Below are 25704 nucleotides of genomic sequence, written 5' to 3'. Positions count from 1 at the left end.
GAAATTTTACTAATTGTGAGGCCGTTATATGTGGAAAAATAAAAATGTGTGGATTCTTTTAACCGGTGAATTTATAGCAGGTCTGGGCCTTTGGCTTGGCATTATAGGAAACCTGGAGTTTATGCAGGAAAAGGTTCCTTCTGATTTCCTTAAATCACTTATTCTTGCATCCGGTTTGCTCGCAGGAATTGCAGTCGGCCCCTTTGCCGGCAAAATTACAGACCAGCTGAATAAAAAGACGGTAATGCTCGGAGCAGGATTTGTCAGGGCCATCAGTGTTATTTTCATGCTGATTGCTATTCAAACGGGATCTGTGTGGTGGATGGTTCTGTTCCTGGTTATGATTCAATTGTCAGCGGCCTTTTACTTTCCTGCACTGCAGGCAGCCATCCCTCTTGTAGTTGCCGAGAAAGATTTGCTTCAGCTGAATGGTGTGCACATGAATGTGTCCACTCTTTCGAGGATATTAGGTACAGCACTGGCTGGTGTTCTGTTAGTCATTCTGCCATTATCCATGCTTTATATCGGGTCGCTGGTCGCTTATCTGGCTCTATTCGGTTTAACCTGGTTTATGGACTTCGAAGAAAAAGGGGAAAAGCAAGGCCCTGGAAAAGAATCTGCGAAAAACAGTGGAGGATTCAAGGAGGTTTTCCCGATTATTAAAGGCCTCCCCATTGTATTCATGACACTGATCTTAACCCTGGTCCCGCTGCTGTTTCTTGGGGGGTTCAATCTGATGGTCATCAACATCAGCGAGCTTCAGGACAGCTCATCCATTAAAGGGTTAATTTATACTGCAGAAGGAATTGGCTTCATGCTCGGCGCATTTATCGTCAAGCAAATCAGCCAAAAGCGTTCGCCATATGCTATTTTATTTTTCTTCTCATTTGTCATTGGCGTCTCACAGCTGCTTCTGTACTTTGCGGATGTGCCCGTTCTATCCATTGCGGCCTTCTTTGTATTCGGATTTGCCGTTGGCTGCTTCTTCCCAACTGCAGCCACCATTTTTCAAACAAGGGTGCCAAAGGAATTCCACGGAAGATTCTTCTCCTTCCGAAACATGCTTGATCGTGTTATTTTCCAAATTGTGCTCCTGCTGACAGGATTCCTGCTGGATGCCGTTGGACTTCAGGTAATGGTCGTGATCTTCGGTATACTATCCTTAGTCATGACGGCTGCTTTCTTTGTTAAATCCAAACAGATTCGGACCGAAGTACAGATAAAAGAAAAGATCAGTACGTAAAAAAAAACGGCTCACATCGTGTGGGCCTTTTTTTTACTGCTATTTTGCCTTATTGCCTGGTGTTTTTATAGTTTATGTGCGGATAGCCTTATTTTATGTGCGCTTATGCCCCTAGCGAACCAGTTGCTTCACCAATTCCCGGTTCCTCTTTTTAAAAACATCATTATGTGATGAAACCATCGCTGCCCCGGCTGCATCAGGTTCAATGTACTGCTTCGCTTTATTGACTGCATTCGCAGCATCCTGGAAGGCTCCCGCAATCAAGTGAAGCTTGCCATCATGCTTAAGAATATCCCCGGCAGCATATAGCCCTTCAACTGACGTCTCGCTGTTTGCATTACCGGCAATATAGAAATCTTCCAGCATATTAATATGCAAATTGCTATTTTTCAAGAGTTCCGTATCCTGCTCATATCCATGGTTAATCACCACTTCATCGATGGCAAGATATGAAACCTCGCCCGATTCATTATTGGTCAATTCCACCTGTTCAATTTCCTCGTGATTTCCGCCGGCAATTAATTTGGTGATGGAGGTATGGTTAATGCAGATAACCGAACTATTCATCAGCTGTGAAACCTGAGCTTCATGACCAGTTAGGGCATCTCTTCTGCAAGTGATGTATACCTGCCCGGCAACGGGCTCTAATTCATTGGCCCAATCCACTGCCGAATTCCCTCCTCCTGAAACAATAACTGTTTTATCCTTAAAGTGTGCAAGTGACTTAACAGTATAGTTCAGATTGGAGACCTCAAAGCGCTCTGCGCCTTCAATTTGCAGCTTTTGCGGCTTTAGAATACCGCTGCCAACTGCCACAATCACTGTTTTTGAGTAATGCTCTTCTCCTGAAGACCCTTTTAAAACAAAAACTCCATCTTCATTTTTACTGATGGATTCCACCTTTTCATTTAGGACAACCGTCGGATTAAAGGTCAGCCCCTGCTCGACCAGCTGTTCAATCAGCTTTGCTCCAGGAGTTGGAGTTAACCCGCCGACATCCCAAATCATTTTTTCGGGGTACACATGGATCTTTCCGCCCAGCTTCGGCTGAAATTCAATCAGTTTCGTTTTCATTTCCCTTAAACCGCTGTAAAAGGCAGAGTATAGCCCCGCCGGACCTCCTCCTATAACCGTTACATCAAAAATGTCCATCTGCTTCATATCCGTTCACTCCTATAACCAATTATTATTGATTATCATTCTCACTTCAACTATACGTCCTTTCTTCTTCTTTGACAATGAAAATTTCCCTTTGTGCTTTTCCTTTAAATACTGTTGACTTATAACTTAACTAGACTTATAGTAAAAAGGAACCGACACTGATAATCATTATCACTAATTAAAATAAAATTTTCACATAAACGGAGGTTACATAATGGTCCGTCTATATACAGATGGCTTGAACATTGGGTATAGCGAACGGCTAATTGTAAAGGATCTCAGCGTCCAGATTCCCGATAAGAAAATCACAACCATCATTGGTCCAAATGGCTGTGGGAAATCAACCCTTCTAAAAGCCATTACCCGAATCATTTCCCATCAATCAGGCACTGTCATCTTAGATGGGGAAAACATTTCAAAGGAAAATACGAAAATCCTTGCCAGGAAGATGGCGATCCTGCCTCAAACACCTGAAAGTGCAAGCGGTTTAACAGTAGGCGAGCTCGTCTCATACGGCCGCTTTCCATATCAAAAAGGATTCGGAAGATTGACGAAAAAGGATTATGAAGTCATTGACTGGGCTCTCGAAGTGACAGGAACCAAAGAATTTAAATTTCGGCCTGTAGATGCTCTGTCAGGCGGCCAGCGCCAGAGAGTGTGGATCGCCATGGCACTTGCACAGGAAACAGACATCATTTTCCTTGATGAACCAACCACCTATTTAGATATGGCACACCAACTTGAAGTTCTCGAACTTCTTCAAAAGCTGAATGAGGAACAGGAGCGTACCATTGTAATGGTCCTCCATGATTTAAACCAGGCAGCCCGTTTTGCCGACCATATCGTCGCATTAAAAGATGGTGAGATTGTTAAATCAGGAAGCTATGAAGAAGTCATTACACAGGATGTTTTAAGGAAAGTGTTCAATATTGATGCAGTCATTGGACGCGATCCCCGCACAAATAAACCAATGTGTATAACTTATAATTTACTAAAAGGAGAAAATCAACATGAAGAAACTATTGATCCCATTTACGATCTTGCTGCTTCTGCTAATTAGCGCCTGCGGCAATACAGAAGAAAAAGATACGAGCTCGTCTGAACCAAAGGAAGATAAAAAGTCAGGTACAATCACATATGAATCTGAAACAGGACCGGTTGAGGTACCTGCTGACCCTAAGAGAGTTGTCCTCCTTTCAGGCTTTACAGGAAATGTTATGCAATTAGGCGTAAATATCGTCGGAGTGGATACCTGGTCCAAAAACAATCCTCGTTTTGAAGAACAATTGAAGGATGCTGAAGAAGTATCTGAAGATAACCTTGAAAAAATTATTGAACTGGAACCAGACTTGATTATTGCCTTATCTACTGTTAAAAACTACGATAAACTTAAGGAAATTGCACCAACTGTAACGTATACATGGGGTAAATTAGATTATCTTTCTCAGCATGAGGAAATCGGAAAGCTTCTTAATAAAGAGGAAGAAGCAAAGAAATGGGTAGCTGATTTCAAACAGCGTGCTGAAGCGGCCGGGGAAGACATCCGCGCAAAAATTGGCGAAGATGCAACCGTTTCAGTATTTGAAATCTTCGACAAACAGCTTTATGTTTTTGGCGATAACTGGGCACGCGGAACTGAAATCCTGTATCAGGCAATGGACTTAAAAATGCCTGAAAAGGTTAAGGAAATGGCCTTAAAAGATGGCTACTATGCCATTTCAGCTGAAGTGCTTCCGGAGTATGCAGGAGATTATATGGTGATAAGCAAATACTCTGATGCAGATCATTCATTCCAGGAAACCGATACGTACAAAAATATCCCTGCTGTGAAAAATAATCGTGTCTTTGAAATGGAAGGCAATGGCGCTTCCTTCAGTGATCCAATCACACTTGATGCACAGTTGGAGTTCTTTAAAGAATCATTTTTAGGCAACTAATACTGCAGGAGGGATTCTTAATTTTTAGGAATTCCTCTTTCCTATTTAAAAACACAGTTCCCGAATGGCAAAAACAAACCCGAAGAAAGATGGAAGTACAATGACTAAAGATACTCAACCCTTCATTCCATTTATATATAAACTTGCGGCAGGCCTCATCATTTTTGCCGGCATGTTTGTGGCTGCCTGTGTGTTCGGGGCAGCCGATGTTACGGTCAGAGATGTTTGGCTTGCACTAACCTCCAATGCTTCCGGAGAAAAAATCTCCATCATTCGTGAAATCCGTCTGCCCCGTGAAATTGCGGCCATTTTTGTCGGAGCAGCTCTTAGCATCTCTGGCGCCATCATGCAGGGAATGACAAGAAACCCTCTTGCTGATCCAGGCCTGCTCGGATTAACGGCCGGAGCAAATGCTGCGCTTGCCATAACTCTTGTTCTTATCCCTTCAGCAAATTACATTGGAATTCTGTTCGCCTGTTTCATCGGTGCGGCTATCGGTGCAGGGATGGTTTTCGGCATTGGCGCCATGAAAAAAGGAGGCTTTTCTCCGATTCGAATCGTTTTAGCCGGAGCCGCCGTTTCTGCCTTCCTTTTTGCAATAGCTGAAGGCACCGGCATCTTTTTTAAGATTTCAAAAGATGTCAGCTTGTGGACAGCAGGCGGGCTCGTCGGCACATCCTGGACCCAGCTGCAAATGATTGTACCGGTTATATCAGCAGGCATACTTGTTTCCCTTTTTCTTTCCAGGCAGCTTACGATACTAAGCTTAAACGAAGAAGTGGCTGTAGGATTGGGACAAAATACAACTCAAATTAAATTCATCCTGTTTATCTTAGTCACCCTGCTTGCAGGGGCAGCTGTTGCACTGGTCGGCAATATGGCATTTATCGGATTGATGGTGCCTCATATCGTCCGTGCTATAGTCGGTACCGATTATCGTTTTATTCTTCCCATGTCAGCTCTCACAGGAGCGTCATTCATGCTTCTTGCCGATACACTCGGGAGAACCATCAATGCTCCTTACGAAACTCCTGTGGCGGCCATCATTGCCGTAATGGGGCTGCCTTTCTTCCTGTTCATTGTTCATAAAGGGGGTAAGGCGTTCTCATGATTCAGCCGGAGTTAGTAAAAAAACAGCGAATTTTAATGGCCTTTTTATCAGTACTTATTATTGTTACCATTGTTATTGGAATGGGATTAGGCTATGCCTCCCTTTCCTATGACCGGTTAATCCCGACCATCCTGGGACAGGGAACTTTTAAAGAGGAGTTTGTGTTATTTTCCATACGGCTGCCGAGAGTGTTTATCACAGTGTTAGCCGGCATGGCACTGGCGTTATCGGGTGCGATTTTACAGGGAATCACACGCAATGACCTGGCGGACCCAGGCATCATCGGCATAAATTCCGGTGCAGGGGTTGCGGTCGCCGTTTTCTTTCTGTTCATCCCGATTGAAGCAGGTACTTTCGTCTACATGCTGCCATTATGCGCATTTTTCGGTGCTTTGCTTACTGCTATTCTCATCTATGCTTTTTCTTATAAAAAAGACGAGGGGCTTTCGCCTGTAAAAATGGTGCTCGTCGGAGTCGGGTTCTCCATGGCGCTATCCGGTGTGATGATTGTCCTGATTTCCTCAGCTGAAAGAGAAAAAGTCGATTTCATAGCAAAATGGCTGTCAGGGAATATCTGGGGAACAGATTGGCCTTTCATCTGGGCACTACTCCCCTGGCTGCTTGTGCTTATTCCATTCACATTATATAAAGCAAATCGTTTGAATCTATTAAGCTTAAGTGAGCCTGTCGCCATCGGCATTGGAGTATCCATTGAAAAAGAGCGGATTACCCTTCTGCTTACAGCCGTTGCACTGGCGGCTTCGGCTGTGTCTGTAACCGGCGGAATTGCCTTTATTGGATTAATTGCACCGCATATGGCTAAAGCACTTGTCGGGCCGCGGAATCAGCTTTTCCTTCCGATCTCCATTCTTTTAGGCGGCTGGCTGCTCCTATTCGCCGACACGCTCGGCCGGAACCTGGCTGATCCGGACGGCCTGCCAGCCGGAATTATGGTTGCGATTATCGGAGCTCCATATTTTATGTATCTATTATTAAAGAAATGACGTGCCGGCCTGCACGTCATTTTTTTTATTTTTTATGTTTTTTTCTGGAATTCTTGGGCAAATATATAGAGTCTTTTCATTTAACAGTTTAATAGAATTGGAGGAATTTAGATGTTTTTTCATGTAAAGGAATTGCAATTTGAAGCGAAGCCGGAACGTCCGGATCCCATTTTTGCCAAAAAGCTTCAGGAATTGATTGGCGGCCAATATGGTGAAATGACTGTCGCCATGCAGTACATGTTTCAGGGCTGGGCCACTCGCGGAAATGAAAAATATCGTGATCTTCTCCTCGATATTGGAACTGAGGAAATTGGACATGTGGAAATGCTCGCTACAATGGTTGCCAGACTGATGGACGATGCCCCAGTTAATCAGCAGGAAGAAGCAGCGAAGGATCCAGTGGTAGGAGCGATCATGGGAGGAATGAATCCTCAGCATGCCATTGTCTCCGGACTTGGCGCACGACCGGCTGACAGTGTTGGGAACCCTTGGATGGGGACTTATATTACAGCCAGCGGAAACTTATTAGCAGACTTCCGTTCAAACTTAAATGCAGAATCGCAGGGCCGCCTGCAGGCTGCCCGTCTCTATGAAATGACTGATGATAAGGGCATTAAAGATCTGCTTTCCGTCCTGATTGCAAGAGACGCCTACCACCAAAACCAATGGGCTGCTGCGATTGCAGAGCTTGAAGAAAAAGAAGGCCTGCTTGTCCCGAGCACCTTCCCTCGTGAAAATGAGCGCACAGATGTCGCCTACACACTCTACAACCTGTCAGCAGGCGAAGAAAGCAGCACTGGCAGATGGGCACAGGGCCCTGCTCTTGATGGCCAGGGAGAATACAAATATGTAAGCAATCCAAAGCCGGAAGGTGACAAGCCAATGCTTAAGCCGGCACCTCCAAATCTTCATAACACATTGCCAATGGATTTAAAATAAATTCCGAACAAGACAGGCTGAAGCATTCAGCCTGGTTGTTTTTTCAATCAAACGTTTGATTGAATTGGGCTGGTTTTCCTCTTTCATATCCATCCTCTCCATTGACTTCCTTCAAATTTTTTATATGATAAAACCATCTCACCTTAAATCCTGAATAGAATAATTTCCTTGCATTCACTCTGAACATTAAGGTTACCCTCACTATTAAAAGGGAATGAAAATAAATAATTCAACCGCCGGAAAGGATCTAGTTTGCATGATTTATTTTTTTACCGCCGCATTGATTATATTTATTAGTTACGCAGTTCTGCCCACTTTACTCATACGTTCGCTGAAATGGGGAATTGTAAAAGATATAACGCAGCCAAATTCCATTGCATTAACCTTTGATGATGGTCCAGATCCCCAGTATACCGGGAGGCTCCTGGATATCTTAAAAAAACATGAAGCAAAGGCAGCCTTTTTTGTTGTCGGGGAAAAAGCAGCCAAGCATCCATTGCTGCTTAAAAGAATGCAGGCAGAAGGGCATACAATTGGAATCCATCATTACCGGCATATCTCAAGCTGGATCCTTTCACCGGGATTATTAAAAAAACAACTGGAGCAAACAAAACAAATTATTGAAGAAACAATTAATGAAGAAGTCTATTTCTACCGTCCGCCATGGGGCCACTTCAATTTATTTACCCTTTGGACAGCAAGGAATTATAAGATTATTATGTGGTCGGGGATTTTCAAAGATTGGAAGATCAAGCATATCAGGAACACCCTTTCCGAGTCGCTTGCAAAAGAAACCGTGCCTGGCCGTATTTTTCTTCTCCACGACAGCGGTGAAACTCTTGGGGCCGACTCCAGTGCACCTGAACATATGATTAGCCATCTGGACGAGTATTTGCAGCAGGCAGCACTGAAAGGGATCCAATTTATTTCTTTAAAAGAAGAATATCAGGGGCATCGCACATGAGTACTGAAACCATTATTGAATTTATTTCGTCATACGGGTACTGGATCATCTTTCTCTTTTTATTTTTCGGGATTGTCGGCATTCCAGCTCCGGAAGAATCGCTATTGTTCCTGATTGGCGTGTTAATTGGAAATCACAAATTAAGCTTTGCCGTATCTGCTGTGTGCGCTGAAGCAGGTGTGCTGCTCGGAATGCTTTCAGCCTATTGGATCGGTAAAAAAGCAGGGACGCCCTTTCTCAGAAAATATGGCAGGTATATTGGCATCACGGAAAAGAGATGGAATACCGCACAGAAAAAGTACATGGAAAATCATCGCTTTATGATTTTTGCGGGTTTTTATATGCCGGGAATACGTCAGATCAGCCCGTACTTTGCCGGCATTTCAAAAGTTCCTTTTCATCAGTATCTTCTATATTCTGCGGCAGGATCCTTATGCTGGGTGCTCCCAGTCATCGCAGCAGGATACTTTGCAGGAAGTTTCTTAGATATAAATCCTGAGTATGTTCCATATCTAGGGGTTGTATTATTAGTTTTATTTATAATTTACATGCTAGTTAAAAATACGAAAACTAAATCCAACTGACAGAAAGGAGGGTATCATGAAAGTTCTCCTGCTCCCTTTATTTCAATTCCCCACGGGGCATTCAAAAGTTGCCAACACACTTCAGGACCATATTCAAAGCCAATATCCTGATGCGGAAATCAAAATAGTCGACTTTCTTTCCTATTGCAGTGATAAGCTTGAAAAGCTGGTCTCAGGTATATACTTAAAAGGATTCCTGGGTGCTCCTTTCCTTTACAGAGCCTTATATTACACGATTATGTATAAACAGCATCCTTTTAAATTGCAGCCTGATTTACAGGTTCTATCCTATTATTTTGAAAGAAAAATGCAGAAGTTCCTTGATGAAGAAAATCCTGATTTAATATTTTGCACTCATTCTTTTCCATCCGGGATCATCAGTTCACTCAAGCAAAAGGGACGATACCGGGACATTACTGCGGTGAATGTTTACACGGATTTTTTTATAAATGATATTTGGGGAAAACGCGGAATAGACTTTCATTTCGTTCCTCATACTGAGGCGAAGGAAAAGCTTATTAATAAACACCATATTCCGGATGATCAAATTTTTGTTACGGGCATTCCGGTTCATTCTGCCTATCACCTCCCGGTTCCATTTAAGAAAGATAACCGGATACGCCATATCCTGGTTGCAGGAGGAAACAGCGGCTTAGTAAACTGTGATTTTATAGAATCTATACAAAAGGTTCCTCATATTCGATTTCTGATCCTGTGCGGAAATAATGACGAATTATATAGCTCACTCAATGCACTTGATTCAAAGCAGATCGAGCCAATTGGATATATTGAAGACCCCTACGAAATGAACCGGCTTTATAATAAAGCGGATGCTATTTTGACCAAACCAGGCGGAGTGACAATTAGTGAAGCGCTGCAAAAGAAGCTTCCTATTCTGGTCCATACCTCACTTCCAGGACAAGAGGAAATCAATTTGGACTATTTGCTTGAGAAACATCTGGTGACGGTCATTTCCGACAAACAAATTACTGAACAGCTTAAAAACGAAGAAGCTATAATTAGTCTAAGAAAACACATTGATTCTTATCTGGAAAAAGTCACTTGCCCTTTGGACTATGCCATCTTCATTTCAATTAAAAGCACCGGCAGAAAAACGCCGGACACTGTTCATTCCTTGAGAGCCGTTCCAACTATCAAGTAAAATTTCAGGTCATTAAAATATATAAACAGCCTGGAATCTCCAGGCTGTCTTACATTTTCAATCAAACGTTTGATTGATTAATCCTTCTTCATAAAGAATATCCTCAATACCTGGGCCATCGCCCTGATCAGCTATGTCTTCCTCACAGCCAACCGAAAAATAGGTATACGAATAATCATATCCGTCTCCCTGTACACCGCCTGCTCCGCCATGTGAAATACAGCTGTCCGGTATAGGTTCACGCTTTCCCTTGTCATCCACATAATAGTACAAGTCTTCAATATACCCTTCACTCTGCGGTAAAGAGGTAATGGCATATCCCCTGTCATTCACCCGAAATACATCATACTCCCCTTCTGTCTCAGGCGCAGGAGCAATCTCTATCTCATGAACAATTCTCACCTGACCAGTATACCCTTTTGGAATTAGATAAAGGTCATGCGTTTTCTCTTCCAGATCTGCCTGCTGGAGCATCCAAAAGAACCCTGCCGGGAGCAGACAGGCGATGAGAAACCCGGCTGTATTTATGGTAATTCTCCTGCCTCCTGGCATCTCACGGTCCCACTTTCGCCACTCGTCAACCAAAAAGAAAAGAACCGCAGCAATTACTGCATAATAAGCAAACCCTTCCACAATAAAATAAGTCACAGCAGCTAAAAAGGTATGTATAAATGCAGATGCCGGGAATCGCCATACTGCCAGATTTCTGGTTAGAAACTCAGAAAGCAGTGAAACCGGAATGCCGTATATAACATTTCCGAATAAACAGTACAAAAAAACCACGATCAGGAAAAAAGAAAACAGTTCCCCCTCAGAAAAGAAAAAGAGAAGCCAAAATCCAAAGGTAAAAAGAATGGAAGCCTGCAGGGCCGTTTTTATTTTTGATCCCAGCATTGATATAAATTCCCTCCCTTTATATTGTGATTAATTTCACATATATACAGCATACAAACAAGGCATTTCCCATACTCCCTATATAAAGTTGCGCAGAAGGAATGTGGGGAGGCCTGCTCCCCTACCTGACAGACCCGGCCTCAATGACTTCTATTGCCCATTCAACTCCTTCTTCTGCCATTTTTTCCGAAGGGTTTGTGTGTGGTGTGTACTCCATGACAAAAAATACACCCTCACATTCCGTTGCTAAAAAATCCATCAGCTTCTTAATTTTATGATGCCCATCATTCTCATGAGATGGATGCACAGGCACCCAAATATATTTATCGCCCTGGTATTCAATGTTATGTAAATGAACAACTCTTACAAACCCGGACCATTTTTCTATATAATTTATGGCCTTCTCCCCTGCGGCTAATATATAATCCCCGATATCAACACAAAGGCCAAGTCCGTATTTCCTCCATGTCTCTACAGGAAAATGGTCAAGATATTGAATTCCTGCTGGCGATTGCTTGAATCCCACTTTAGGTTCACACACAATCATAATCCCATATTTTCTCTGAAGAGCACTGAGTTTCTTGAGTCCCTCCTCAATGATCTCTGCCGGATTCCCACTTGTTTCCTTTTTAAAGTAAGGAAAGTGCACCAATATGTATTCAGCACCAAGCCGGGACATCCTTTCCACTTCCGCCTCTAACTGGATCCAGGCTTCCTCTGGATTCATACTGACCTTTTCCAGAAGATCGTATTTGCTTTGTCCCCGGAAAAGAGGCGAATGAAGACCAAAGCTTTTGTTTGTTTTGCCCAGCAATTCAATAAAGCATTGAAAGGATTCCTCATCTTGAAATTCCCCTATCTCAATATGCGGCAAATAACTTTTAAAAAGTTTATGAAACAGCTTGCTGTCTGACAAAATGACGCTTCCTGATACCCCTATTTTATGAACCATTATATCCCCTCTCTTATGAATTGTTATAACAATCTTATCATACCTTCATGTAACTTATTGGGAAATAATGCCGTCTATTCAGTAAAATAGGTGAGGTGTACTTTATGTTTAAAAAGGTATTTACATCAATAATTGGAGTAATGTTATTATTCATTCTTTTTTTCCGGAGCGGAATTATTCTGGATTCCATCGGCATTCATTTTGGAAATCCAATTGCAAAGAAACTGGAGGTGCCCTCTGATTACTCACAGGCCGATTCAAATCAAAACGGCATTGCTGATCCGCTTGATATGGTCCAGACAGCCAGAAAAGAAGTGGAACAGCGCACGCCATATAAAAGTGCCTACTATGCGGGAGGCTATCCGCCCGATGGCGAAGGTGTCTGTACAGACGTGATATGGAGAGGATTCCAAGGAGCTGATGTAATCATAAAGGATCTTATTGATCAGGATATCGCCGGGAATACGGACTTGTATTCAAGAGTCCAGGGCAAGCCTGACCCGAACATTGATTTCAGAAGGGTGCCAAACCAGAATATCTTTTTTAGCCGGTTCGCAATGTCATTAACAACAGAACTGATTCCAGGAGATGTTAAGAACCTTAAGCAATGGCAGCCGGGTGACATCGTGGTTTTTCTTTCCCCTAAATTCGACCATGCGGCAATCATATCTGACAAGCGGACGAAGGATGGCATTCCATACGTGATACATAACTCCACACCATTTGCAGCAGAAGTAAAACTATCTTCTTTTAAGACTCCCATTACCGCTCATTACAGATGGGATTTTGAAAAAACGCCTGCGCTGCCATAAAGCAGATGCAGGCGTTTTTCTTATCTTACTGCCGCCGGACTGCCCGCCGGCCACTCTTCGCAGGTATAAGCCATCTCCCAGAAGCCAAGCTCCAGCTGGCAGCTTTTTCGGAAAGCGTCCTTCATTCGCTGCCTTTCTTCCGGTGATGCCGCATCAGCAAGCTCATCCAAACGGTTTCTCATATTCATGGTCACAGCTTCGACCCTTAAATTTGCATAAAAAGAGATCCACGGATAAAACGGATGGTTCTCATCTGGCTCATATTGCTTCATGAGCTCAAGCCCAATCTCCCAATAAGTCCATGGACAAGGCAATAATGCAGAAAGGATTTCACCCATGCCGCCTGTGTGGGCATGATACATCATGTGCTTAACATAATGATCAGCTGTTGGCGGGAGCGGATAACCCTGCAATGCTTCGTAATCCACGCCAATCTGCTGGCAAAAATTATGGTGGGGATGTACTTCGCTGTTCAATACGAATTCTATTTGCTGATTAAAATAAGCAATATCCTTACGCTCTGCAGACTTTGAAATGGCAATCCCATAAATATGCATGAACGCATTCAAATACTCAAAGTCCGCTTTAATGTAATGAGCCAGTGCCTCTTTCGGCACATCCCCTCTCCCGATACCCTGGACAAATGGATGTTCAAATATCAGCTGAAACAAATCTTCATTTTCCTTGCGCAGTATCTCTGAAAAAGTCATAAAAAATAGCCTCCTTAATTAAATACAGAAGCTGCCGGGGAAAAAGCATGAGGATTTATATTGAGGTCCTCACTGCTTCCCTGCGCTGGCATTATCCAGATCAGGTTCCAAGGGACAAAGGAAAAGCTCCTTATCTCAGCCGTAGCGCCCCTAGCAGTTTTCTCACATTATTAATTATTTTTTATCGATTGTCTAACTTGATGTTTTCGCTCATAAATTTTGAATTTTGCCCATAACTCTTGAAAATGCTCATAAAGTCAGGTTGCTATGCTGCACTCGCTTACCTGCTTACTCAACTAGCTTTACCAGCCCAAAATCATCACATATTCTGAACCAAATTCTTCTCTTTAACCTTCGCTAATACTATCCAGCCTATCGACGCACCGGCAATGCTGCTGACCAGAAACGGCGGCACAAAGAAGAATGCACCAGCTGCACTGCCCATGAGAAACTTTGCGTATGGAACGGTAAACAATGCACCGATTATGCCGGTGCCCACCACCTCTCCCACTACAGCCCATATTTTCCGGCCGAATTTCAAATAAAGGACACCAGCCAAAAACGCACCGATCATGCCGCCTGGAAACGCAAGCAGCGTCCCGAATCCAAGCAGATTACGAAGCAAAGCAATCATAAAAGCGACGCCTGCTGCAGGCAAGGGGCCAAGCGTCACCGCGGCCAATACATTCACCGCATGCTGGACCGGATAGGCTTTGGCTATACCTGCCGGGAACCAGAGCAAATGGGATCCCAGTGTCCCAATCGCCGTAAATAAAGCCATAGTAGTTAACAATCGGGTTCTTTTCATCTAAACCTCCTTTCTAAAAGGGCAGCCTGATTGCTTATCAGGATGAGAAGTATGTATACAAAAAGGCCGGATCCCCACAAAGGACCCGGCTTGGTTTAAGTATATGAATCGACAGATTGTCAAATCCTACTTCCCTCCGCTGGCATTAACCAGATCAGGTCCATAAGAGTCGGAAAGCTATAAGCGCTTTCCTCTCAGCCCGCACATTCGGGGCACCCCTAGTAGTTACATAGATATTTAATTTGATAAGCTGTTTCAAGCTTAACAAATTATTCCGGCACTGTCATCAAACTTTTAACTTATATACTTTTCCTGATGCACTGGATTAAGCGCTCTTCAATTTCTGCTGCGAAGCTTTGAACAGATTCGTCATTGATTAGCTCAATCATACTTGTCGGCTTAGGCATCCCAATTTTCGTTTTGCCCTTGTCTTCATAAACGACAATTTTACAAGGCAGGAAGTAGCCGGCCATTTTATTCTGTGTTAAAACGCGATGTGCTTCATTCGGATTACAAACCTCTAACACATGGAATGCCTCGTTATATTCCAGGCCTTTTTCCTGCAGCTTCTCCTGAACATTAAACTGCCATAGAACTCCAAACTTTTCGTCCTTCAGACTTCCTTCCAGTGAGGATATCGCTTCTTCAATTGATTTTTCGGTTTCAGCTGTGTAATCGAACATGACTGCATCTCCTTTAGTATTGGCATATTAATCATGTACCCCTATAGGTATAGTAATAAACACAGTCTTAACTGTCAACATGCCAAGCTTTTGTTAGAATGCTTTATCGAATTAACTGCAGACCAGCAATATCCTTTAAGCTCCCCACCCCTGCCAGAGAAAGCGACACTTTTGTTTCTTCTATAAAGTTGGCAAGCACTTTTTCAACTCCATCCTCCCCGCCAATGGCCAAGCCGTACACATACGGCCGTCCCAGACAAACGGCGTCAGCTCCAAGTGCCAGAGCTTTAACCACATCTGAACCTCGTCGAATGCCGCTGTCAAACAATACTGGAATCCTTCCTTTAACTTCCTTCGCGATCGGTTCAAGCGCATCAATCGCCGCAATCACTCCATCAAGCTGTCTGCCGCCATGATTAGAGACAATGATTCCGTCTATCCCTCTTTCAACGGCCAGCCTGGCATCTTCAGGGTGGAGAATGCCCTTTAATAAAATCGGCAGGCTGGTTTTCTCTTTTAATCTGGAAATATGCTCCCAGCTTAATGTTGGATGATGAATATTATCAAGGATTGCCTGTACGACATCGCCGTCCTGGAGAGAAGCCATAAAGACTGGATCGCTTTCATAATTTGCTTTTCCATAGCCAATCTTTAACGGGGAAAAATTGTTTCTTAGATCAGCTTCCCTCCATCCCATCATCACCGTATCAACCGTTAACACAATTGCCTCATACCCTGCTTTCTCCGCACGGCGAACCATGCTGAAGGAGGCTTCTTCATAATTGGACCAATATAATTGGAACCATTTTGGACTCGAATCTGTTGCCTTTGCAATTTCTTCAATGGAATAACTGGATACTGTGCTCTGAATAAAAGGAACTCCAAACGAAGCTGCCGCCCGGGCAGATGCCAGCTCACCCTCACTGTGTTCAAGCCGCTGCATTCCAATCGGCGCAAGGAATACTGGATAAGGATACGTTTTACCAAATAAATTCACACTTATATCCGGCAATGAAACATCCCTCAGCATTCTCGGAACAATTGAGTATTTTGCAAAGGATTCGATATTCTTTTTCAGCGTTTCTTCCCCGCCGGCTCCTGATTGGACATAGCCAAATCCGCCAGCCCCCATCACTTTCTCTGCTTCTTCTTCCAGTTCCTTAAATGAAATAGGAAAATTTTCTGCGAAACTAATATTCTCTACTTTTGCCATCTTCCAGCCCCGCCTTTTTTTGAATTTATTGAAAATAATATCACTTTTTTTGATTTTAAGAAACCATGTAATAATTTTGGAGCCTCTTCTCTGCAAATTAGCAGGGATTTCACAAAAAATCGGGAATAACCATTTTAACTAAAAGAAATTGGAGTGTAGCAAATGCTAATCAAACAGCCTTTTGATGAATTCCTGAAATTCCATTACGAAAGAATCAATGAAAGCAAAATGAAAGTCACTTTGCCCATCCAGCCTCTCTTTATTAACAGCGCCGGACTGGTGCATGGAGGGATCATTTCCACTCTTGCGGATGTAGCAATGGGGAATATTTTCGAGCCGGATGAAAACCAGATGCAATCCGTGGTCACCGCTGATTTGAAGGTCAGTTTCTTAAAGGGGGCCACAGGGGAATATCTTGTTGCAGATGCTCACCTTGTGAAAAGAGGAAGAAGCCTCAGCCACACGGATTGCCTGATTTATAACGATCAGGATCAGGTGGTTGCCAAAGCATCGGGGATTTTCGCAGCTATCAATAATATAGGGAATACGCTATAGAGCATATCGTAAAAGAATTATCAGATCTTGCTTAAGTAGATTCTAAGCCTGCAGAGGCTTTTTTTCGAAAAAAATGTAATATATATTTTACTTTTTGCAAATATATATTACAATAAAGGTAAGAAAAGGAAATGAGTGAGGCACTTGAAAGAGTTCACTATAAAAAACAAGGTAAAGCTTGTACGCATTGAAAAAGAGCGTTTAACTCAGGGAGAACTTGCAAAGCTTGTTGGCGTAACCCGGCAAACGATGAATTTGATTGAAGCACAAAAATACAACCCGACCATACGTGTCTGCCTCTTAATCAGCAAACACTTGGAAACACCTTTAGATGAGCTGTTTTGGATTGATGAGAACCATTAAAGGAGGAAATGTAATGAATGTAAACAGCTGGACTATCTGTTTAGGAGCTTTTCTTGCTTTTCTAGCTATTACACTTATGACAGACAATATTCAATGGGGGTTTGTCGCCGGATTGTCCATAAGCGTTGGCGGCTTCAAATGGCTAAGGATTAAAAGAAAGGAGGCCAAGGAAGAACTGGAGTACGATGAAAGGGTGAACCTCAATATTTTGCAGTGCTCTCTATATGTCTACTCTGGGGCCCTTGTCCTCCTCCTGAGCTATCTCATCATCTCCAGCCAAATATTAAATAACATATCGATTAATATTGAACTTTTAATCTGGTATTTAGTCATTACATTATTTTTAGGTTTTTATATCGTTCCAGTCATTATAAAAAGAAGATAAGGAGGAGTTTTCATGAATCAGCATTTTATTATTATCGGAGCAGTCCTGTTAATTCTTGCATTTTTGATCGGAGTAAAAAAGCAGACATGGCTTTTGTCGGGGTTCAATCAGCAAAGGGTCAGTGATAAAGATAAACTGGCAAAGATTATAGGCATATACAATTTAGTAATGGGGCTTTTGCTGATAGCCGGAGGTTTCATAAACCATCCGGATGCCCAGATACTTTTTCCCATTTTGCTGGTGGGCTATGTCATTTTACTTGGGTATGTGAATATAAAAATGATGAAATAACCTTTGCGGTATTGGCTGTCCATATTTCCTCTTTAGAAAATCATATAGCTGCATCTCTTCTATGTGAGTCTTTTGTTTCTCTTTTAGACCCTCTCAGTCACACAGATTGCCTGATTTATCCGACAAGGATCAGATATCCAGACCTCCAATTTTCTTGTAATCTAATGATTATCCCCCCTTCCTTCGGGTATAGTTACAAAAATCAAGAGGGAGGATTTCAACATGGAGCATATTAAAGCGATATTGATTAAATTTGTTATGATTACAGCTGTGCTGGGAATTATTTTAACTGGAATTTTTGATATCAGCTTTACGGAAACACTTATTATTAGTTTCATTCTCACTCTAGGGGCTTATGTAATTGGGGATATGATGATATTCCGTATGTCCGGTGATGAAACAGAGCATACGAAAAGGAATACCATTGCAACCTTATCTGACATTGGTTTAAGCTTTGTTGTCATCTGGCTTTTAAGCGAATTAATGGCATCAGGGAAAGACGACTTGGCAATGGCGGCATTTATCTCGGCTCTTTTGATAGGTGCAGGTGAATGGTTCTTCCATGTCTACTTGGATAAACGTGTTTTTGATTATGATGGACGTGAGTAATATTTGAAGAGACCTCTTGGCAGGGTCTCTTTTTTCCTTTATGATCATTGTGAATTAATTGATTTAGTATTCGATCTCATCATAATCCTTAGGCTGCGGAACCGGCTGATCCCCCTTATATTTTCCAAACTCATTGACAAGCTCCCTCTCCTCTTTTGGACCTTGTGCCTGTTTTTTATTTTGCTCATCCCTTCTGGTCAATTCATTTGCTCCTTCCTTATAGTTCTCAAAATTAATATGTGCTCATTACTAATATTTAAAGCATACTTTAGAAGGATTTTTCCTGAATCCTGTAAAATAGATAAAAAAACAGCACAATCAGATGATTAATAAAAAGGAGATTACCATGGTAAAATTAGAACCTTTTACAGAAAAAGATTTCGATTTGCTCATCAGCTGGATCAGCACACCGGAATTAATGGTTCAGTGGAGCGGTGCTCATTTCGAATTCCCGCTTGATCATGTGCAGCTTGCTAAGTATATACGCTCTGCGAATCTGGAAACCAGCTCGGATTATATCTGCAAAGTTATGGCAAACGATGAAATCATCGGTCATATTTCCCTTGGAAGAGTAGACCGTGTCAACGAAACTGCGAGGGTTGGCAAGGTTTTCATCCACTCCGCAGCACGGGGGAAAGGGTATGCTTCAGAAATGATTCATCAAATCCTGAACTTAGCCTTCCAGGAGCTAAAATTAAAGAGAGTCAGTCTCGGGGTTTTTGATTTTAATCTCCCTGCTATTAAGATTTACGAGCAGGCAGGTTTCCAAAAAGAAGGACTTCTCAGGCAGACCAATAAAGTTAAAAATGATTATTGGAGCTTAATAGAAATGAGCATCCTGAAAGAAGAATGGCAAGCTAGCGCCGGGCTCATGGGTATTCAATCAAACGTTTGATTGAATAGTGCTCATTAAAAAAACAGGGCGGAAAAACCCCGCCCTGCTTGATCAGCTTGCTTTTTCCTCTGCTGGCATTTCCTGTTTTTCCTTGGAAAGGAACCATCCAGCTAACGCAATACCAATTAAGACTGCATAGAAAGTAACTTTCCATCCGGCCGACTTGGCAAATCCTTCTGGCAGGATGGCCAGCGCCGGATGGGACATTGTGTAGACAGCCAGTTTAACACCAACCCATCCGACAATACCAAACGCTGCAATCTCAAGTCCAGGTCTCCTGTGAAGAAGATCCACAAAGAGGTTTGCAGCAAAACGCATAATAATCAATCCGATCATACCGCCGGCAAAGATGACAAAGAACTTTCCGCCGTCAAGCCCGCCTACATGGCCAAGTCCTGAATCCGGAAGAGCAACAGCCAGGGCGACCGCTGCCAGAATAGAGTCTACAGCGAAAGCAATATCAGCAAGTTCTACTTTAAAAACCGTCAGCCAAAAGCCTGATTGTTTTTTTGGTTTCGTGATCTCTGCTTCTTCCTCGCCTTTTTTCACAAGAAACTTTCTTAATATATGATTAGCCGCAATGAACAGAAGATACAGTGCTCCAATCGCCTGAACCTGCCATACGTCAACTAAATAAGAAATCGCAAATAAAGATCCAAAGCGGAAAACAAAGGCTCCTGCCAATCCGTAGAATAATGCTTTTTTCCTCTGCTCCTCCGGAAGATGCTTAACCATAATCGCCAGCACCAGCGCGTTATCAGCAGCCAATAAACCCTCCAGCGCCACAAGCAGCAGCAGCACCCATCCATACTCAAGTATTAGTGATAATTCCATCTAAGCACCCTCCCTCATTTCACCTTTGTGTATTTTTCGTCTAAACGCTTTTCAATTTTCTCAAGCATTGCTTGATCTCTCAGCAGCTCTTCTTTGTTTTTCTTAATTAATTCAGCAAAAGATATCTTAGCTTTTTTCATTTCGGTCTCCTTTCCTTCTATTTTTTAAGTATTGAAAGCTTCGCGCTGTTTCCCTGCAGTTATGTCGATTGAGGATTTTCATTGCCAAGCTATATCAGGCAATAAAAAAACCTCTACCAGCAAGCGGTAAAGGTTTTAAAAAAACAAAAAGACCTTTACCCGAAACAGGCAAAGGTCTTGCTAACAACGTTTAGGTTGCCAACAAAGCCGGGAGCTCTTAACTCCGAAATGACGACTCTGCTGTAAAAGCTACTCCCCTTTAGGAGAAACTATTCAACTATTTAAATTAATCATATTCCAATTTGTTCAAAATGTCAATGCTTATGCAAATCGGTAATAAATTAAAATGAATGTCGCAAGGACGAAAATAAAGTTCAGGAATACAAACACAAATTGATCTGCTTTAGTTTTATGCAGCTTGATCGGCGGGTTATAGAAAGACACCCCTTCAATGATGAAAATAATCAGCACAATATGGATCATAAAATGCCCGATCACTTCTGTCATGCCAAACAGCATTGTGGTAGTGATGAAAATAACAGTCACCACGAAGCCAACTACACGGTTAAGAATTCCTACTACAAGAAGGTAACCGACTACAAACTCAATGAATGCAGCCATAACAACGAATGCAGCAGGTGCAAAGCCGAATGTCGGGACTCCGTGATTGGCCACAATATCCAGAGACATGCTTGGATATACCCATTTCTCAACAGCCACCCAGCATAAAGATAAACCTGTGCCCAAATATAAGAATGGAAATCCAACCTTCTCCAGCTTCGTGCTGCCGACCAGCAGGACTCCAATAATAGCTACATAATATCCATAATCAAGCATATGGAAAATGCCATTCTGCATGGTAACGTACACAAACAGTCCCAGTAAAATAACAGCCCCGGCCTTTGTTGAAATATGATGCGGAATTAGCAGAAAGCCAATCGTTGCCCATGTTAATATCATAGCAATCGTGCTGGTTAAATGAAATTCAGGCGCAAACAATGTTCCGTTCGTTACCTGGATGATTAACGCCGCAGCAGTTCCATACTTCAGGATATATCTGCTGTATTTGCGGAACCCTGAGAGCCAGTCATCCAGCTTTTTGACTTTGGCCCATTGGGATGTCCTTGGGATAATCAATGTCAATAGCGCAAGGACAATCGCAGCCGCCAGGGCCAGTCCCATAAATAGAGGTGATAATATATTTTCAATGGTTTCCTTTTGAGGCGCCACATTCGTGAACCATTTCACATGAGCGCTTGTAAAAAAAGGTGTCATGACTAAGCCTGATATTAATAATAACTGAAATATTTTTTTCATGGTTTATTGTGCCTCCTTGATGGCATTTAAAATTATATAAACAATATAAGTACAGTATTAATATATTATACTTTTCATTCCAGTGGATTATTCAAAAATGAACATTATGTGAAATGTTTCACAGGTTAACACACAATAAAAATACAGGCTAATTTGCGCCTGTATTTTTATTCCCTATTTTTCTTTTTTCAGAGCTGAAAGTACCGGTTTTTTCTCTTCATTCTTTCCCTCATCTGACACTAAGTCCTTTGCCGCGCTTTTAAACTCAGTTAATGTCCGCCCAAATGCCCGCCCAATCTCGGGAAGCTTGGATGGCCCAAATATGATCAAGGCAATGACAAGAACAAGAATTAAGCCTGGAATGCCAATGTTGGATATCATCTTCTCACCATCGCTTTAATGTAATACTTTTTCACGCTGTTTTTTAAGTTGCTTTTCATGTGCCCGGGTATGGGCACGATGGCGATCTTCTTCCACCTCAGAAGAGATTCCAGCCCCCTGAGGTACAGCAGATGCCGATACCTGCTTCAAGCCAGCCTGATCTTTTTCAAAAACAAATGATGCTCTTGTTGAAATATCCGCTCCAGGCTCTGTTACGAATGGAAGAACCCGATAATCCGCACGCCATTGCTCTGCTGTTACCCGGCAGCGGACATAGCCTCTATAATTATTAAAGAACTTAATATGCGGATTCTCTGCAAGCGTCTTTTCCGTATCTGCTCTCACATCTGATCCGTTCCCTCCTGATGTGATAGAGGTTCCGACAAATTCGGCACCAATCAGCTTTGCATTTGGATCATTATAGTCTGTGAGAATATTGGAAGCCCAGCTTGCATGAACGTCCCCAGTCAGGACAATCAGGTTTCCGATATTGTTTGAAGCAGCAAAATCAGCCAAACGCTGCCGGGCAGCAGGGTATCCATCCCATGCATCCATGCTGAACTTCGGCGAAGCAATTGTCCCGAAATTTCTCTGGGCAAAGAACACCTGCTGTGCCAGTACATTCCAATGCACATTAGATCTGCTTAGATTGCTTTCAACCCATTGTTCCTGTTCCTTGCCAAGGAGAGTCCGGGCTGGATCAAGCGAATCCGGTGTATGCGGCTGCATCACCATTTGCCTGGTCATCCCGATATTGCCGGGAATCAAGCACAAGGAATGACGCCAGGCTGCCATAGCTGAACTCCCTATACAATTGCATACCATCACCATTTGGCATGGAAGATAACCGGAGCGGCATGTGCTCATAATATGCCTGATAAGCGGCTGCCCTGCGTTTAATAAATGCTTCAGCTGACTGGCCCTTTTCCGGAATCCCTGCTGCATAGTTATTTTCCACCTCGTGGTCATCCCAAGTGACCACCCAAGGGAAAGCAGCATGAGCTTCTCTCAGATGCGGATCAGTTTTATACTGGGCATGGCGATTCCTGTAATCTTCTATAGAGATAATTTCCGGTCCGCTATGGTGGCGGACGTTTCCTGTTGGTGAAATATATTCATTTGGTCCATATTCATATATGTAGTCGCCAAGGTGAATGACAAAATCCAAATTTTCCTTTGCCATATGCTGATAGGCTGTAAAAAATCCATGTTCATACTGCTGACATGAAGCAAATGCAAATGATAGCCCTGAAACTTTGGCACCCGCAGGCGGAAGTGTCTTTGTTTTGCCGATTGGGCTTAGTTCATTGCCGCTTTTAAAACGATAATAATAGACAGTGTCCGGCATTAAGCCTTCTGCCTCCACGTGCACTGAATGCGCCAAATCCGGCACCGCAATTTCTGTTCCGCGTTTAACAACTTTTCGGAAGTGTTCATCTGCAGCAAGTTCCCATTTGACTGGTACAGCATGATTTGGCATCCCGCCTCCATTAAGCGGATCGGGTGCTAGCCTTGTCCATAAAACCACACTGTCCGAAAGAGGATCTCCTGATGCGACACCGAGCGTAAAAGGGTATTTGCTGAACTTAGGCGCAGCATCAACCGTTAGATTACCCACCCCTAAAGATTGCGCCATAGCCAGCGCCAGCGAAAAACCGGCTATTTTCCCTGCACCAGATAGAAAGCTCCGGCGGTCAATGTCCCTCTTCAGGTTCTCTTCATTAAATTTCCTGATTAAATCATCAATCGATCTCTCATTGTTCATTTTCTTCACCTCTTAACATGGATTCACAATTGATTATAAGAGGTGTTTTTTAAAGTAATATGAAGACATGTAAAGGAAGAAAATAGATTCTCTGCCTATTTTATCAGGACTTTTGTAAGGATTGGTTGTTCATACAGCCTATAATCTATATTTGCGGTCAACAATCCTTTGTATTCCCGCACCTTTTGCCCCAGATTTTTTTACAATATAAACATAGAATATTAACGAATCCTGTCAGATTCTTTTAGTTTACTAATCTATAAATAGTGGTTATGATGATAGTTATAATCTTGAAAAGGGGTGAGGGAATGACGAAACGTCAGGTAATGCCACTTTTACTGCTGTCTGTGTTTTTATCCTTTCTCATTACCCAATACCCTGGAGTCCATTATAATGACATTCCGATGGACCAAAGCAAAGCGGTAACAGTTTCGGACTTTACCGAGAGCTTCCTATTAAAAGATGATCCCAAAAAGCATATCTTCACGTTGGATATCATCTCTTTATCCATTACAATCCTGACAGTTATCCTTTTTGTATATAGTGCTCTGCACATCGCCCGCAGGAAAAAGATACTTTATACTCCAATTTTCTACGAGGCGAATTATGTCATTCAAGCTCCTTAATTGTCCAGCAAAACAATTAAAGGAGGAAGACATAATGTGGATTAGATTTTTAATGATTGGGTTATTTTCATTAACAGCTTCCAGCCTGTTCTTTTATCAGGGGATGGAAATGTATCATGCTTTCACAGATTTCTTCAGACAAAAATAAAGAGTAGGCGCCCGGGGATTCCCTGGGCGTTTTTAATTCATTTAAAAACCCGGCCTGTTTTATTCCCAGGCCGGGTGTACTTTCTTACTGTGCTTTTGCATATTTATCGTCTATTTTTTTTTCGATCTTCTCAAGCTCACGGCGATCTTTTAAAAGTTCTTCTCTATTAACCTTTATCATTTCAAGCATTGATAATTTTTTCTTTTTCATTTCTGCTCACCTTCTTTCATGATGGTAATCTTTCTGGATGCAAGATCTTTTTTTCAGTGCCGCTTAAAAAACAATCGTCTTATTACCATGCACTATGACTTTGTCTTCCACATGCCAGGCGACTGCCTGTGCGAGGACCTGCCTCTCCACATGCCTGCCGGCAATTTTGAGATCCTGTGCAGTGTGCCGGTGGTTAACCCGCTGGACATCCTGCTCAATGATCGGCCCTTCATCCAAATCATTTGTTACATAATGGGCGGTTGCCCCAATCAGCTTGACTCCGCGGTTAAACGCCCGGGCATAAGGATTGGCTCCCACGAAGGCCGGCAGAAAGCTGTGATGGATATTGATAATCCTGTTTGGATATTTGGAAATAAAGCTTGGTGAAAGAATCTGCATATATCTCGCAAGCACAATGAAATCCGCTTTTCCATCCAGCAGCTCAACCGCCTTTTGCTCAGCTTCCGCTTTAGTATCCGGCGTAATCGGAACATGATGATATGGTATTCCAAAACCCTCCACCACTTCCCTCATGTCAGGGTGATTGCTGATCACTAAGGGAATATCCACTTCAAGCTCCTTTGATTTCCATCGCCACAGCAGCTCGAGCAGACAGTGATCCATTTTAGAAACAAATATGGCCATCCGCTTGCGCTCGCCTTTGCCGCTCAGCTTCCACTCCATAGAGTATTCCCTGGCCATCTCAGGCAGATCTTCTTTCAGTTTTGAAAAGGACTCATCAAAATGATTCATATCGAATTCAATCCGCATGAAGAAGATGCCTGCCAGCGGATCGGTTGTGTGCTGGTCAAAATGCACAATGTTCGCGTTATGCTCCAGCAGAAAGTTAGAGACTGTGGAGATGATGCCTGGCCTCTCTGGACAGGATATCAGCAATGTCGCCCGGTTTGCGTTAACATTTATATTCATCTAGATTCCTCCAACTGCCTTGCCATCCATATAAAAAGGACAGAAAAAAGGCGGCTTCTTTATCCCCCTTCTCTGTCC

31 protein-coding genes, 1 pseudogene and 2 riboswitches are annotated in these 25704 nt (G+C 42.7%); of the genes and pseudogenes, 17 read left to right on the top strand and 15 right to left on the bottom strand.

What is annotated here, in order from left to right; translation table 11 throughout:
• Nucleotides 1-28: 28 nt before the first annotated feature.
• On the top strand, nt 29-1243 hold the full coding sequence (locus tag BK139_RS10500; RefSeq protein WP_076258360.1) for an MFS transporter: 1215 nt from the start codon (nt 29-31) through the stop codon (nt 1241-1243).
• Between the two features lie 111 nt (nt 1244-1354).
• Here BK139_RS10500 and BK139_RS10495 read toward each other — a convergent pair whose 3' ends face one another.
• The gene (locus BK139_RS10495) at nt 1355-2404 is read right to left on the bottom strand and encodes an NAD(P)/FAD-dependent oxidoreductase (protein ID WP_076258358.1); all 1050 of its coding nucleotides are present in this window, start codon (nt 2402-2404) and stop codon (nt 1355-1357) included.
• Between the two features lie 214 nt (nt 2405-2618).
• On the opposite strand from BK139_RS10495, the gene BK139_RS10490 reads away from it, so the two are divergent.
• The 8 genes from BK139_RS10490 to BK139_RS10455 all read left to right on the top strand — a co-directional run bounded on the left by BK139_RS10490 (nt 2619) and on the right by BK139_RS10455 (nt 10105).
• Nucleotides 2619-3464 carry an ABC transporter ATP-binding protein gene (locus BK139_RS10490; protein WP_076258355.1) on the top strand — a complete coding sequence of 282 codons (846 nt, stop codon included), beginning with the start codon at nt 2619-2621 and terminating at the stop codon, nt 3462-3464.
• Nucleotides 3415-4341: an iron-hydroxamate ABC transporter substrate-binding protein gene (locus tag BK139_RS10485; protein WP_076258353.1), complete on the top strand. Its 927-nt coding sequence runs from the start codon at nt 3415-3417 to the stop codon at nt 4339-4341. The genes BK139_RS10490 and BK139_RS10485 overlap by 50 nt, the downstream gene beginning before the upstream one ends.
• A gap of 100 nt (nt 4342-4441) precedes the next feature.
• Entirely contained in the window at nt 4442-5452 is a 1011-nt protein-coding gene (locus tag BK139_RS10480) for a FecCD family ABC transporter permease (protein ID WP_076258444.1), read from the top strand.
• Nucleotides 5449-6456 carry a FecCD family ABC transporter permease gene (locus BK139_RS10475; protein ID WP_076258350.1) on the top strand — a complete coding sequence of 336 codons (1008 nt, stop codon included), beginning with the start codon at nt 5449-5451 and terminating at the stop codon, nt 6454-6456. The genes BK139_RS10480 and BK139_RS10475 overlap by 4 nt, the downstream gene beginning before the upstream one ends.
• Nucleotides 6457-6567: 111 nt before the next feature.
• Nucleotides 6568-7395 carry a manganese catalase gene (locus tag BK139_RS10470; RefSeq protein WP_076258347.1) on the top strand — a complete coding sequence of 276 codons (828 nt, stop codon included), beginning with the start codon at nt 6568-6570 and terminating at the stop codon, nt 7393-7395.
• 256 nt (nt 7396-7651) lie between these two features.
• A complete protein-coding gene (locus BK139_RS10465; protein ID WP_076258344.1) occupies nt 7652-8359 on the top strand; it encodes a polysaccharide deacetylase family protein in 708 nt (235 codons plus the stop codon).
• Nucleotides 8356-8943 carry a DedA family protein gene (locus BK139_RS10460; protein WP_076258342.1) on the top strand — a complete coding sequence of 196 codons (588 nt, stop codon included), beginning with the start codon at nt 8356-8358 and terminating at the stop codon, nt 8941-8943. Before BK139_RS10465 ends, BK139_RS10460 begins: the two co-directional genes overlap by 4 nt.
• A 16-nt stretch (nt 8944-8959) precedes the next feature.
• Nucleotides 8960-10105, top strand: a complete 1146-nt coding sequence (locus BK139_RS10455; RefSeq protein WP_076258340.1) for an MGDG synthase family glycosyltransferase — start codon at nt 8960-8962, stop codon at nt 10103-10105.
• A 57-nt stretch (nt 10106-10162) separates the two neighbouring features.
• On the opposite strand, the gene BK139_RS10450 is transcribed toward BK139_RS10455, so the two are convergent.
• The gene (locus tag BK139_RS10450) at nt 10163-10999 is read right to left on the bottom strand and encodes a DUF6843 domain-containing protein (RefSeq protein WP_076258338.1); all 837 of its coding nucleotides are present in this window, start codon (nt 10997-10999) and stop codon (nt 10163-10165) included.
• 121 nt (nt 11000-11120) lie between these two features.
• Entirely contained in the window at nt 11121-11951 is an 831-nt protein-coding gene (locus tag BK139_RS10445) for a TIM barrel protein (RefSeq protein WP_076258336.1), read from the bottom strand.
• 104 nt (nt 11952-12055) lie between these two features.
• Here BK139_RS10445 and BK139_RS10440 point away from each other — a divergent pair, with 104 nt between their 5' ends.
• Nucleotides 12056-12763 (top strand): DUF1287 domain-containing protein, encoded by a 708-nt coding sequence (locus BK139_RS10440; RefSeq protein WP_076258334.1) that lies wholly within the window; start codon nt 12056-12058, stop codon nt 12761-12763.
• Nucleotides 12764-12783: 20 nt separating this feature from the next.
• Here the strand turns inward: BK139_RS10440 and tenA are convergent, their stop codons facing one another.
• The 4 genes from tenA to BK139_RS10420 form a co-directional block, all read right to left on the bottom strand.
• A complete protein-coding gene (gene tenA / locus BK139_RS10435) occupies nt 12784-13473 on the bottom strand; it encodes a thiaminase II (protein ID WP_076258332.1) in 690 nt (229 codons plus the stop codon).
• Nucleotides 13474-13533: 60 nt separating this feature from the next.
• Nucleotides 13534-13635: riboswitch (TPP riboswitch) on the bottom strand.
• A 157-nt stretch (nt 13636-13792) separates the two neighbouring features.
• Nucleotides 13793-14281 (bottom strand): energy coupling factor transporter S component ThiW, encoded by a 489-nt coding sequence (thiW, locus tag BK139_RS10430; protein ID WP_076258330.1) that lies wholly within the window; start codon nt 14279-14281, stop codon nt 13793-13795.
• A gap of 114 nt (nt 14282-14395) precedes the next feature.
• A riboswitch (TPP riboswitch) is annotated at nt 14396-14511 on the bottom strand.
• A gap of 69 nt (nt 14512-14580) precedes the next feature.
• The gene (locus tag BK139_RS10425) at nt 14581-14964 is read right to left on the bottom strand and encodes a DUF302 domain-containing protein (RefSeq protein WP_076258328.1); all 384 of its coding nucleotides are present in this window, start codon (nt 14962-14964) and stop codon (nt 14581-14583) included.
• 103 nt (nt 14965-15067) lie between these two features.
• Nucleotides 15068-16177: an alpha-hydroxy-acid oxidizing protein gene (locus BK139_RS10420; protein ID WP_076258326.1), complete on the bottom strand. Its 1110-nt coding sequence runs from the start codon at nt 16175-16177 to the stop codon at nt 15068-15070.
• Between the two features lie 162 nt (nt 16178-16339).
• On the opposite strand from BK139_RS10420, the gene BK139_RS10415 reads away from it, so the two are divergent.
• From BK139_RS10415 to BK139_RS10395, 5 genes are all read left to right on the top strand, one after another.
• A complete protein-coding gene (locus BK139_RS10415) occupies nt 16340-16732 on the top strand; it encodes a PaaI family thioesterase (RefSeq protein WP_076258323.1) in 393 nt (130 codons plus the stop codon).
• 144 nt (nt 16733-16876) lie between these two features.
• On the top strand, nt 16877-17095 hold the full coding sequence (locus BK139_RS10410) for a helix-turn-helix transcriptional regulator (RefSeq protein ID WP_175609098.1): 219 nt from the start codon (nt 16877-16879) through the stop codon (nt 17093-17095).
• Nucleotides 17096-17108: 13 nt separating this feature from the next.
• Complete coding sequence (locus BK139_RS10405; protein WP_076258320.1) at nt 17109-17480, top strand: hypothetical protein; 372 nt, start codon at nt 17109-17111, stop codon at nt 17478-17480.
• A gap of 12 nt (nt 17481-17492) precedes the next feature.
• On the top strand, nt 17493-17771 hold the full coding sequence (locus BK139_RS10400; protein ID WP_076258318.1) for a DUF3784 domain-containing protein: 279 nt from the start codon (nt 17493-17495) through the stop codon (nt 17769-17771).
• 222 nt (nt 17772-17993) lie between these two features.
• On the top strand, nt 17994-18380 hold the full coding sequence (locus BK139_RS10395; RefSeq protein WP_076258316.1) for a DUF2512 family protein: 387 nt from the start codon (nt 17994-17996) through the stop codon (nt 18378-18380).
• Nucleotides 18381-18443: 63 nt separating this feature from the next.
• Here BK139_RS10395 and BK139_RS23940 read toward each other — a convergent pair whose 3' ends face one another.
• Nucleotides 18444-18581, bottom strand: a complete 138-nt coding sequence (locus tag BK139_RS23940; protein ID WP_160169269.1) for a hypothetical protein — start codon at nt 18579-18581, stop codon at nt 18444-18446.
• A 145-nt stretch (nt 18582-18726) separates the two neighbouring features.
• Between BK139_RS23940 and BK139_RS10390 the strand changes: the two genes are divergently transcribed.
• A complete protein-coding gene (locus BK139_RS10390; protein WP_076258314.1) occupies nt 18727-19275 on the top strand; it encodes a GNAT family N-acetyltransferase in 549 nt (182 codons plus the stop codon).
• Between the two features lie 51 nt (nt 19276-19326).
• Here the strand turns inward: BK139_RS10390 and BK139_RS10385 are convergent, their stop codons facing one another.
• The 5 genes and pseudogenes from BK139_RS10385 to BK139_RS10365 form a co-directional block, all read right to left on the bottom strand.
• Nucleotides 19327-20109, bottom strand: coding sequence for a TerC family protein (locus tag BK139_RS10385; RefSeq protein ID WP_076258311.1), 783 nt, complete (start codon nt 20107-20109; stop codon nt 19327-19329).
• A gap of 14 nt (nt 20110-20123) precedes the next feature.
• Complete coding sequence (locus BK139_RS10380; protein ID WP_076258308.1) at nt 20124-20249, bottom strand: FbpB family small basic protein; 126 nt, start codon at nt 20247-20249, stop codon at nt 20124-20126.
• Between the two features lie 321 nt (nt 20250-20570).
• A complete protein-coding gene (locus BK139_RS10375; protein ID WP_076258306.1) occupies nt 20571-21566 on the bottom strand; it encodes a hypothetical protein in 996 nt (331 codons plus the stop codon).
• Nucleotides 21567-21740: 174 nt separating this feature from the next.
• Nucleotides 21741-21947 (bottom strand): twin-arginine translocase TatA/TatE family subunit, encoded by a 207-nt coding sequence (locus BK139_RS10370; RefSeq protein WP_076258303.1) that lies wholly within the window; start codon nt 21945-21947, stop codon nt 21741-21743.
• Between the two features lie 15 nt (nt 21948-21962).
• Nucleotides 21963-23712 (bottom strand): annotated as a pseudogene (locus BK139_RS10365) (alkaline phosphatase D family protein).
• Between the two features lie 308 nt (nt 23713-24020).
• Between BK139_RS10365 and BK139_RS10360 the strand changes: the two are divergent.
• A complete protein-coding gene (locus BK139_RS10360) occupies nt 24021-24338 on the top strand; it encodes a hypothetical protein (RefSeq protein WP_076258301.1) in 318 nt (105 codons plus the stop codon).
• Nucleotides 24339-24570: 232 nt separating this feature from the next.
• On the opposite strand, the gene BK139_RS23695 is transcribed toward BK139_RS10360, so the two are convergent.
• Nucleotides 24571-24696, bottom strand: a complete 126-nt coding sequence (locus tag BK139_RS23695; RefSeq protein ID WP_139325615.1) for an FbpB family small basic protein — start codon at nt 24694-24696, stop codon at nt 24571-24573.
• Nucleotides 24697-24759: 63 nt separating this feature from the next.
• Entirely contained in the window at nt 24760-25626 is an 867-nt protein-coding gene (gene purU / locus BK139_RS10355) for a formyltetrahydrofolate deformylase (RefSeq protein WP_076258298.1), read from the bottom strand.
• Between the last annotated feature and the right edge of the window lie 78 nt (nt 25627-25704).

Source organism: Paenibacillus sp. FSL R5-0490 (assembly GCF_001956215.1).
In the GTDB taxonomy this organism is placed as follows: Bacteria; Bacillota; Bacilli; order Bacillales; family Cytobacillaceae; genus Cytobacillus.
The sequence above is the reverse complement of the archived record's forward strand: the minus strand, read 5'-3'. Positions and strand labels throughout refer to the sequence as shown.

Coding starts and splice junctions, on each gene's coding strand:
- BK139_RS10500 (WP_076258360.1), top strand. CDS start 29: ATGTGGAAAAATAAAAATGTGTGGATTCTTTTAACCGGTGAATTTATA.
- BK139_RS10495 (WP_076258358.1), bottom strand. CDS start 2,404: ATGAAGCAGATGGACATTTTTGATGTAACGGTTATAGGAGGAGGTCCG.
- BK139_RS10490 (WP_076258355.1), top strand. CDS start 2,619: ATGGTCCGTCTATATACAGATGGCTTGAACATTGGGTATAGCGAACGG.
- BK139_RS10485 (WP_076258353.1), top strand. CDS start 3,415: ATGAAGAAACTATTGATCCCATTTACGATCTTGCTGCTTCTGCTAATT.
- BK139_RS10480 (WP_076258444.1), top strand. CDS start 4,442: ATGACTAAAGATACTCAACCCTTCATTCCATTTATATATAAACTTGCG.
- BK139_RS10475 (WP_076258350.1), top strand. CDS start 5,449: ATGATTCAGCCGGAGTTAGTAAAAAAACAGCGAATTTTAATGGCCTTT.
- BK139_RS10470 (WP_076258347.1), top strand. CDS start 6,568: ATGTTTTTTCATGTAAAGGAATTGCAATTTGAAGCGAAGCCGGAACGT.
- BK139_RS10465 (WP_076258344.1), top strand. CDS start 7,652: ATGATTTATTTTTTTACCGCCGCATTGATTATATTTATTAGTTACGCA.
- BK139_RS10460 (WP_076258342.1), top strand. CDS start 8,356: ATGAGTACTGAAACCATTATTGAATTTATTTCGTCATACGGGTACTGG.
- BK139_RS10455 (WP_076258340.1), top strand. CDS start 8,960: ATGAAAGTTCTCCTGCTCCCTTTATTTCAATTCCCCACGGGGCATTCA.
- BK139_RS10450 (WP_076258338.1), bottom strand. CDS start 10,999: ATGCTGGGATCAAAAATAAAAACGGCCCTGCAGGCTTCCATTCTTTTT.
- BK139_RS10445 (WP_076258336.1), bottom strand. CDS start 11,951: ATGGTTCATAAAATAGGGGTATCAGGAAGCGTCATTTTGTCAGACAGC.
- BK139_RS10440 (WP_076258334.1), top strand. CDS start 12,056: ATGTTTAAAAAGGTATTTACATCAATAATTGGAGTAATGTTATTATTC.
- tenA (WP_076258332.1), bottom strand. CDS start 13,473: ATGACTTTTTCAGAGATACTGCGCAAGGAAAATGAAGATTTGTTTCAG.
- thiW (WP_076258330.1), bottom strand. CDS start 14,281: ATGAAAAGAACCCGATTGTTAACTACTATGGCTTTATTTACGGCGATT.
- BK139_RS10425 (WP_076258328.1), bottom strand. CDS start 14,964: ATGTTCGATTACACAGCTGAAACCGAAAAATCAATTGAAGAAGCGATA.
- BK139_RS10420 (WP_076258326.1), bottom strand. CDS start 16,177: ATGGCAAAAGTAGAGAATATTAGTTTCGCAGAAAATTTTCCTATTTCA.
- BK139_RS10415 (WP_076258323.1), top strand. CDS start 16,340: ATGCTAATCAAACAGCCTTTTGATGAATTCCTGAAATTCCATTACGAA.
- BK139_RS10405 (WP_076258320.1), top strand. CDS start 17,109: ATGAATGTAAACAGCTGGACTATCTGTTTAGGAGCTTTTCTTGCTTTT.
- BK139_RS10400 (WP_076258318.1), top strand. CDS start 17,493: ATGAATCAGCATTTTATTATTATCGGAGCAGTCCTGTTAATTCTTGCA.
- BK139_RS10395 (WP_076258316.1), top strand. CDS start 17,994: ATGGAGCATATTAAAGCGATATTGATTAAATTTGTTATGATTACAGCT.
- BK139_RS10390 (WP_076258314.1), top strand. CDS start 18,727: ATGGTAAAATTAGAACCTTTTACAGAAAAAGATTTCGATTTGCTCATC.
- BK139_RS10385 (WP_076258311.1), bottom strand. CDS start 20,109: ATGGAATTATCACTAATACTTGAGTATGGATGGGTGCTGCTGCTGCTT.
- BK139_RS10380 (WP_076258308.1), bottom strand. CDS start 20,249: ATGAAAAAAGCTAAGATATCTTTTGCTGAATTAATTAAGAAAAACAAA.
- BK139_RS10375 (WP_076258306.1), bottom strand. CDS start 21,566: ATGAAAAAAATATTTCAGTTATTATTAATATCAGGCTTAGTCATGACA.
- BK139_RS10370 (WP_076258303.1), bottom strand. CDS start 21,947: ATGATATCCAACATTGGCATTCCAGGCTTAATTCTTGTTCTTGTCATT.
- BK139_RS10360 (WP_076258301.1), top strand. CDS start 24,021: ATGACGAAACGTCAGGTAATGCCACTTTTACTGCTGTCTGTGTTTTTA.
- BK139_RS23695 (WP_139325615.1), bottom strand. CDS start 24,696: ATGAAAAAGAAAAAATTATCAATGCTTGAAATGATAAAGGTTAATAGA.
- purU (WP_076258298.1), bottom strand. CDS start 25,626: ATGAATATAAATGTTAACGCAAACCGGGCGACATTGCTGATATCCTGT.